Genomic DNA, 7,464 nt, shown 5'->3' with positions numbered 1-7,464 from the left:
CAGCGTCTGCGGATCGACCTCGCGGACGTACCAGAGACAGGTGAGCAGCAACCCACGTTCGGTCGCCGCGATCATCTCGTCCAGCGAGGCACCGGCACCGCCCGGCGCGCCTTCGAGGATCAGGTTGTCGACGATCGGCCGGGGCGTCGTGGACGTCTCGCGGGCCCACGCGCGGGTGCGCACCAGGTCGGCGAGGGTGCCGTCGCTGATCCAGTGCGTGGGCTCCACCGGCTGGCCGTTGTCGAACACCGACTGCAGGCCGCCGCCCGACGAGGTCGCCACCTCGAACGGCGCGCACTGCAGACCGGATTCGCCCGGGTCCGAACGCAGCGTCAGCGGCAGTGGCGACAGCCGCTCGCCGACGCGCGTCCCGCCGGTCCCGGACGCGTACACGTTGCGCCCGTCGTCGGCGTCGCGCGCCGACGCGGTCCAGTAGGCGTAGATCATCAGGTCGGCCATCGCGGTCGGCGGCAGGATCGTCTCGTACCGGCCCGCGGGCAGGTCGATGCGGTTGGCCGCCCATTCGAGGCGCTGCTCCAGCGTCCCGAGCACCGCATCGACGTCGACGTCGGCGAAGTCGCGGGTGTGCAGACCCGCCCAGGCCGAGCGGGACAGGTCACGCGATTTGCCGTTGACCTCCAGCCGCCCGTCGGGTTGATCGAACCGGCGCCGCAGGCCCGTCGAGGTGCCGAGGAAGTAGGACGTCATCGCGTGCTCGGCGAAGCCGAAGAGCAGCCGATCGGCGGCGCGCCACCGCTCGAAGGCGGCGCCGAGGGCGGGGGCGAAGACGTCGAAGACGGCCACCGAGGTCTCGCCGGCGGGCGCGTCCCAGTCGTCGTCGCAGTCGTACGGCTCGACCAGCGGGCTGGCGTCGTCGGCCGGGTCGGCGCCGCGGCCGGCGGCCTCGGACGCCCGCACCAGATCGGCGACCTCCTCGACGGTGCTGACGGCGCGGGTGACCACGCCGGCGCTCGTGCCCGCCGCCCGGTCGAAGGTGGAGACGACGGTCAGCGAGCGGGATCGCATCTGCCCGTTCGTGGTCAGTGTGTTCGCCGCCCACCGCAGATTGGTCTCGGAGTGCTCCTCGGCGACGACCACGCAGCCGTCCGCCGTCGAGGCCTCCAGCGCGGCCGCGACGAGTTCCTGTCCGTCGCTCATCGGCCTACCCTCCCTTCGCTCAGTTCGGCCGCCATAGGACTTCTGCGCCCATGATTCGCTCCGCAAGCGTCGCTCATCGCCCGCCCTCGGCCTTCGTGTTGAGGACGTTGACTCCGCGGAAGAGCCCCGTCGGGCAGCCGTGCGAGACGGCCGCGACTTGGCCTGGCTGACCCTTGCCGCAGTTGAAGGCACCGCCGAGGACGTAGGTCTGCGGCCCTCCGACGGCCTCCATCGATCCCCAGAAGTCGGTCGTCGTCGCTTGGTAGGCGACGTCGCGCAGCTGGCCCACGATGCGCCCGTTCTCGATGCGGTGGAACTGCTGGCCGGTGAACTGGAAGTTGAACCGCTGCATGTCGATCGACCACGAGCGGTCACCCTTGATCAGGATGCCGCGCTCGACGCGGGAGACCAGCTCGTCGGTCGACGGGCCGTCCGGCGCCGGCTGCAACGAGACGTTGGCCATGCGCTGCAGCGGGATGTGCCCGGCCGAGTCGGCGAACGCGCACCCGTTGGACCGCTCGAAGCCGTTCGCCTGGGCCATTTGCCGATTGAGCTGGTAGCCGACCAGCACGCCGTCTCGGACGATGTCGAACTGCTGCGCCGCCACGCCTTCGTCGTCGAACCCCACTGTCGACAGTCCGTGCTCGACCGTCCGGTCGCCAGTGATGTTCATGACCTCGCTGCCGTACTGCAGCGAGTTGAGCTTGTCGAGGGTGGCGAAGCTGGTGCCCGCGTATGCGGCCTCATATCCGAGCGCGCGGTCAAGCTCGGTCGCATGCCCGATTGATTCGTGGATGGTGAGCCAGAGGTTGGACGGCTCGATGACGAGGTCGTAGGTGCCCGCCTCGACGCTCGGCGCCTTGACGTGCTCCATCAACAGCCCGGGCAGCTCGGCGATCTCGGTGTCCCAGTCCCATCCGGTGCCGGTCGTGTACTCCCAGCCCCGCCCGGCGGGCGGCGCGAGGGTCCGCATCGAGGCGAACGAGCCCGCCCCCCGGTCGACGTTGACGGCGGTGAACTCGGGGCTGATCCGCACGCGCTGCTGCGTGGTCATCGTGCCCGCGGTGTCGGCGTAGAACTTGTTCTCCAGCACCTGCATCAGGGCAGCGTCGACGTGGTCGACGCCGTCGCCGGCCATCAGGCGTTCGGACAGCTCCTGCAACCACGCCACTCGCTCGGCCTCGGGCACGTCGAAAGGGTTGATCTCGTAGGACGACACCCACCTGACGTCGGCGTACACCTGCTCCGGTGCGAGCACGACCGGCTCGCTGCTGAGGACGCGGCTGACCTTGGCGGTCGCCACCGCCTGCTCGGCCAGCGCCTTCGCCGCATCGGCTGTGCGCGCGATGCCGCTCGCGAAGCCCCAGGTCCCGTCGTGCACGACGCGGACGGCCAGGCCCACGTCCTCGCCGTCGGAGGAGGAGTCGAGCTGGCCGTCGCGCAGGCTCAGCCGCCCGACGCGAATCCGTTCCAGGCGGAAGTCGGCGTGCTCGGCGCCGAGCTCCTGCGCGCGCTCCAGAGCGGCACCGGCGAGGCCGCGCGCAGGCATCGCGAGGAAAGCGGGGTCGATGTCGGGCATCAACCGAACGTACTCGACCGGACGACTGCGCCTTCCCGCCCCGTGTGGTGGAAAACCGCGGCCAGAATCAACCACACCAGGTGGGGAGCGGGTCAGCAGGTGGACAGGCCGCCCCGGTAACCCTTGACGAAGGCCTGGATGCGGTCGAGACCGGTTGTCCCCCGGGCGCTGAACGCCTCCGGCCGGCCCACCTGATCGAGCATCGAGGACGTCGCTTCGTCGAGGTCGGACGGCGACAAGGTGATCTGCTTGCCGGAGGCGCCGGCCGCGACGTTGACGTCCTTGGCATACGACCCGGTGTAGCAGACGGCGGAGATCAACGCGTCCTTGCCGTCGAGGGCGCGGTCGAACAGCTGGTGCCGCACGGCCATGCCCCACCCGATCGAGAAGAGGACGCCCAGCGCGAAGTCTCCAGGCTGGTCCTGGAGCAAGGTGACATTGCCTGTCCTGGGATCACCGCTGACATCGGGGAGGCTGTTGTAGGCCGCCTCGGCGAAGGCCCGGCTGAAGTAGACGGTGTTGTCGTCCGGGCAGTAGCCGAACTGCGTCGCACCGGTGGCGGCGCAGTGGGAGTGGCTCGCTTCGGCGATCTTTACCGGCGTGAACGTCTTGTGGATGATCTTCGCCTTGGCGGTCCAGAAGCGGTTGAGGTCGGCGACCAGGCTGGAATTGGACGACACGATGTCGGCGATCGGCTGGTTGTCACCCGCGCCGTACTCGGCCTCGCTGGAGAACGGCCGCTCGGTGTACGTCCGTGACTTGAAGTACCCGTCCGAGAAGCAGTAGGTGACGCCCTTGTCGATGCCGTCGGCCACCGCGGACAGGCGGTCGAAGCCGTTGCCGTGGGAGATGTCCTGCGGGGTGTCGGGCGTTCCGTCCCGGCCGTCGAGGAACCCCTCCAGCGCATCGTCCAGCTTCGCCGGTGTGACGTCGCGGAAATGGGCCGGCTCACCCTTCAACGCCGACGCCGCCCACGCGCCGGCCGCGCAGTCGGCCTGGGACTCGGTGTCGATCGTCGGCCGGTCCTGGTCGAAGACGCCGAGGCGGTAACTGATCGCGTGCCCTACTTCGTGCGCGAAGATCAAGGCCACCATGAGCGGGCCGTACTTGTGCGCCAGTTGGGCGAACAGGTGAGTCGGCGCGCGATCCCACGCGATCGAGTCGTCGAGCAGGCAGAACGCGCCGTTGTCGACGATGAACGTCGGGTTCTTGGCGATACAGGCCTCCGACGACGCGGGCCCATCGACCCGCTTCGTCTCCGCCACTTTCAAGCCGTCGACGGAGTACAGGCCACCCTTCAGCGGCTCGAAAATGTCGCCGCCGGAGATCTTCGGGTACTGGGCGGTCCAGAAGTCCACGATGTCACTGATCGCGTTCTTCACGGTGGTGTCGAACGGGCTGCCACTGTCGCCGATGACCTTGATAGCGGCGTCGGGGGCATTGGCCACGGCCGGATGACCGTCGACGACGGTGGAGCACGCCCCCAGGAGGAGTGACGCTGACGCTGCGGCCACGGCGATGCGAGTCGAGGTGGCCCCAGGCCGCACGGAATCTCCCTCGTTCGGCGCGCGATCTGCGAAGTCTACGTGCGGCGGTGCCCCTGCCGATCAACCGGATTTGAAAGACTGAGCCGATGGGTCGGCATTCGGCGTCGAGTGACGACGAGGACGCGGCGGCGGTTGCCGCTGTCGCCGACGAGTCCGCTGCCGTCCTCACCGGCCGGCACGCTCGCGTCGAGCCACCGCCGGCGCCGGAACCGGACGAGGAGCCGCACGTCGCCCTCGACGAGGTGGACCCCGACGACGGGCCCCTCGGCCTGATCGCCGAGCAGATGACCGAGCCGGACGAACCACCGGCCGCCATGGCCGAACCGGTATCCGAACCGAGCGGTCCGGCCGAGGCGACCGAGACGGGCGAAGCGACGGAGACCGCCGAAGCGACGACCGCGGTGAGCGAGCCGACCGGAAAGAAGGCCGAGCGCGGCAACCGGTCCACCGCCGCGGACCTCGCGCTGTTGCGACAGCACTCCGAGGTCCGGGCCCGGGTGATCGCCGCCGTGGTGGTGCCATTCCTGCTCTACACCGCGGTCCTGTACCTGATCGGCGGGCTCGGCCGGTATCTGATTTGGATCGCGATCCCGTTGGTCAGCGCCGGCGTGGTGGCCGGCTTCATCCTCGACGCCGAGCACCGCCGGCGGACCGGTCCGTCCGACGGCTGACTACGGGATCTGCAGGCCGTCGCGGACCGCGCCGTAGGCGTCGAGGTACTTCACGATCTGCGCGCGGGCGTGTTCGTCGGCCGCGCGCTGGGCCGCGGTCAAGGTGCCCGACCGGAGCGCGCGCGGGACGTCGACCAGGCGCAGCTTCGGCGAGTCCTCCATCCACGTGGGAATCGTCTGCACGCTGGTGGCGGTGAAGTGATGGGACGAGACCTCGGTGAACGTGACCCGCGGCATCACGCCTTCGCGGCTGTCCGCGATCGGGTCCTCGTGGCGCGAGATCTGGTTGCCCATGCAGTAGAAGACCCACTTGCCGTGGATCTTCTCAGCCGGCTGCACGACGTGGGCGTGGTCGCCGAGGATCAGGTCGACGTCGGGTGACGCGAGCAGCGCGTCGGCCTCCTGCCGCTGTTGCTGGGTGGCGAGGTGGTCGTATTCGGTTCCCCAGTGCAGCGACAGGACGATCACGTCCGCGCCGGCCTGCTTCATCCGGTGCGCGGCGGCGAGGATGTTCGGCACCTCAATCAGGTTGGCCTGCCACGCCTCGCCGGCCGACGGCTCGTGGCCGTTGAAGTTGAACGAGTAGGCCAGTTGCCCCACCCGCACGCCGTTGTCCAAGGTCAGGATCAGCGGCGTCGCGGCCTCGCCGGCGGTCCGGGCGCTCCCGGTGTGCTTCAGCCCGGCGGCATCGAGCTCGTCCAGCGTGCGCTTCAGTCCCGAGTAGCCCTGGTCGAGCGTGTGGTTCGACGCGGTCGTGCAGCTGCGGTAACCCACGCCCTTCAGCGCGGTCAACACCTGCGGCGGCGCGCTGAAGTTGGGCCAGCCCACGAACGGGCCACCCGGCGGCGCGAGCGGGGTCTCCATCTCGCAGGTGGCCAGGTCGGCCGAGCGGACGTCCGGCGCGATGCTGGCGTACATCGGTCCGAAGTCGTAGCCCGAGCGTCCTTCGGCCAAGGCGTCGGCGTGCGCCTGCTGCCACAGCGGTGGGTGGATGAGGACGTCACCCGAGCCGAGGACGGTGGCGGCGCGGCGACCGCTCGATCCGCTCGCACCGCCGGCTCCGCCCGTGTCCGGCGGCAGGGTGATGGTCTCGATCGACGACGTGCCGACGGGCCGGGTCTCGGCGCGGCGTGGTGCCGACCGGCCCGACGAACAGGCCGCCAGCAGCGCGACCGCTGCTCCGGCCGCGGACACCGACCTCCACACCCGGGCGAGGCTACCTCCCGCCACGGTGCGCGCCCGGCAGGACGCGGTCAGCGGCTGCCCAGAGCGCCGTGCTCGTAGGCCGTCTCGGCGTGCACCGCCATGTCGAGGCCGGCGAGCTCGTCCTCGGGCGTCGCCCTCAGGCCGAGCGTCCGGCGGACCAGCAGGGCGATGGCTCCCGTCGCCAGGAACGCCCAGCTCGCGGCGACGACCACGCCGAGCGCCTGCCATCCCAACAGCTGCACACCGCCGCCGTCGATCAAGCCGCGCCCGGCCGGGTTCACCGTGCGCGTCGCCAGGACCCCGACCGCCAGCGTTCCGACCACACCGCACACCCCATGGACGCCAACCACGTCGAGCGAGTCGTCGTAGCCGTGCCGGAACTTCAGCCGGACGGCGTACAACCCGGCGACGCCGGCGGCGAAGCCGATCGCGATCGCACCGAGGCTGTTGACGTACCCGGCCGCCGGTGTGATCGCGACCAGCCCGGACACCGCCCCGGACGCGGCCCCCAGGGTGGTCGCGTGTCCGGTCGCCTTCTTCTCGAGCGCGATCCATCCGAGCAGGCCCCCGCACGCGGCCAGGTGCGTTCCGATCAGCGCCTGGGCGGCCAGCGAACCGGACGCCAGCGCGGAGCCGGCGTTGAAACCGAACCAGCCGAACCAGAGGATCCCGGCGCCGAGCAGCGTGAGGGGCAGCGAGTGGGGCGCCATCGGCTCGGCCGGCCACCCCCGTCTCTTCCCGAGCACCAGGACGAGCGCGAGTGCCGATGCGCCGGCGTTGATCTCGACGACGGTGCCGCCGGCGAAGTCGAGCAGGCCCAGCTTGTTGAGCCAGCCGTGCGGCGAGAACGACCAGTGCGCGATCGGGACGTACACGATCAACGCCCACAGCACCGAGAACACCAGGAACGGGCCGAAGCGCATCCGGTCGGCGCCGGCACCGGTGAGCAGCGCCGTGGTGATGACGGCGAACATCATCTGGAACGCGGCGAAGGCCGACTGCGGCACGGTGAGCGCGATGCCGGGCAGGGGTGAGTTGGAGTGGGCGAGCCCGGCGACGTGCAGATCGCCGATCAGCCCGGCGCCGGCGTCGCCGCTGAAGGCCAGGCTGTAACCGACCAGGGCCCACACGACGCTGATGACGGCGATGACGGCGAAGTTCTGCGCGAGCATCGACAGGACGTGCTTGCTGCGCACCATGCCGCCGTAGAAGAGCGCCAAACCCGGCGTCATGAAGAGGACGAGCGCGGTGCAGACCAGCACCCAGGCGGTGTCGGCGGCGTTGATGTGCATGGCTCGCGTCT

Annotated in this window: 6 protein-coding genes; 1 reads left to right on the top strand and 5 read right to left on the bottom strand. The window is 70.3% G+C overall.

Features of this window, described 5'->3' with window-relative positions; genetic code table 11:
• The 3 genes from ABR571_RS12415 to ABR571_RS12405 form a co-directional block, all read right to left on the bottom strand.
• Window positions 1-1,158, bottom strand: a 1,158-nt coding sequence (locus tag ABR571_RS12415; RefSeq protein WP_409453517.1) for a metallopeptidase TldD-related protein, incomplete at its 3' end; no start/stop codon positions are given.
• 73 nt (window positions 1,159-1,231) lie between these two features.
• The gene (locus ABR571_RS12410; protein ID WP_409453516.1) at window positions 1,232-2,737 is read right to left on the bottom strand and encodes a TldD/PmbA family protein; all 1,506 of its coding nucleotides are present in this window, start codon (window positions 2,735-2,737) and stop codon (window positions 1,232-1,234) included.
• 92 nt (window positions 2,738-2,829) lie between these two features.
• On the bottom strand, window positions 2,830-4,251 hold the full coding sequence (locus ABR571_RS12405; RefSeq protein WP_409453515.1) for a hypothetical protein: 1,422 nt from the start codon (window positions 4,249-4,251) through the stop codon (window positions 2,830-2,832).
• A 119-nt stretch (window positions 4,252-4,370) separates the two neighbouring features.
• Between ABR571_RS12405 and ABR571_RS12400 the strand changes: the two genes are divergently transcribed.
• Window positions 4,371-4,955: a hypothetical protein gene (locus ABR571_RS12400; protein ID WP_409453514.1), complete on the top strand. Its 585-nt coding sequence runs from the start codon at window positions 4,371-4,373 to the stop codon at window positions 4,953-4,955.
• Here ABR571_RS12400 and ABR571_RS12395 read toward each other — a convergent pair whose 3' ends face one another.
• On the bottom strand, window positions 4,956-6,161 hold the full coding sequence (locus ABR571_RS12395; protein ID WP_409453513.1) for a CapA family protein: 1,206 nt from the start codon (window positions 6,159-6,161) through the stop codon (window positions 4,956-4,958).
• Between the two features lie 47 nt (window positions 6,162-6,208).
• The gene (locus ABR571_RS12390; protein WP_409453512.1) at window positions 6,209-7,453 is read right to left on the bottom strand and encodes an ammonium transporter; all 1,245 of its coding nucleotides are present in this window, start codon (window positions 7,451-7,453) and stop codon (window positions 6,209-6,211) included.
• Window positions 7,454-7,464 lie beyond the last annotated feature (11 nt).

It is taken from the genome of Jatrophihabitans sp., from assembly GCF_046262535.1.
In the GTDB taxonomy this organism is placed as follows: domain Bacteria; phylum Actinomycetota; class Actinomycetes; order Mycobacteriales; family Jatrophihabitantaceae; genus Jatrophihabitans.
Note: the sequence above shows the minus strand (reverse complement) of the source record. Positions and strands in the feature narration are given on the sequence as shown.